The organism is Faecalibacterium sp. DFI.5.82 (assembly GCF_029076575.1).
Taxonomy (GTDB): Bacteria; Bacillota; Clostridia; order Oscillospirales; family Ruminococcaceae; genus Faecalibacterium; species Faecalibacterium duncaniae.
On the sequence record NZ_JARFIS010000169.1, the window covers coordinates 1 to 352 of the forward strand.

Sequence of the window (352 nt, forward strand, 5' to 3'; positions counted from 1 at the left end):
GGAAACAGGAAGGGAATTATTCATTCAGCTCCGGCCGGAGCCTTACCTGCGCACATACTGCGTCTTTCTGCCCGCGCCGATCCTCTCCAGAACGCCCTCCTCTGTCAGTTTTTTCAGCGCGCTGTCAATCGAGCTTGTACCAAAGCCCGGGCAGGCCTCTGCGGCCTCCTGTTTTGTAAAGGCTCCCAGCCTTTCCATCGCATAGCTGCGCACTCGCTCGTACGCCGTCACGCGCTTCTGTCCCCCGCCGTCCTGATCGACCCGCTGCTCAAAATACTGATAACAGGAGCAGATCACCGCCAGCATATATTTGATGAACGGTGTCGGGTCATTTTCCTCCTCATGCCAGTGC

1 pseudogene is annotated in these 352 nt (G+C 57.1%); it reads right to left on the minus strand.

Annotated elements, in window-relative coordinates:
* Positions 1-42: 42 nt before the first annotated feature.
* Positions 43-352 (minus strand): annotated as a pseudogene (locus P0G09_RS16095) (Fic family protein); the annotation flags it as partial.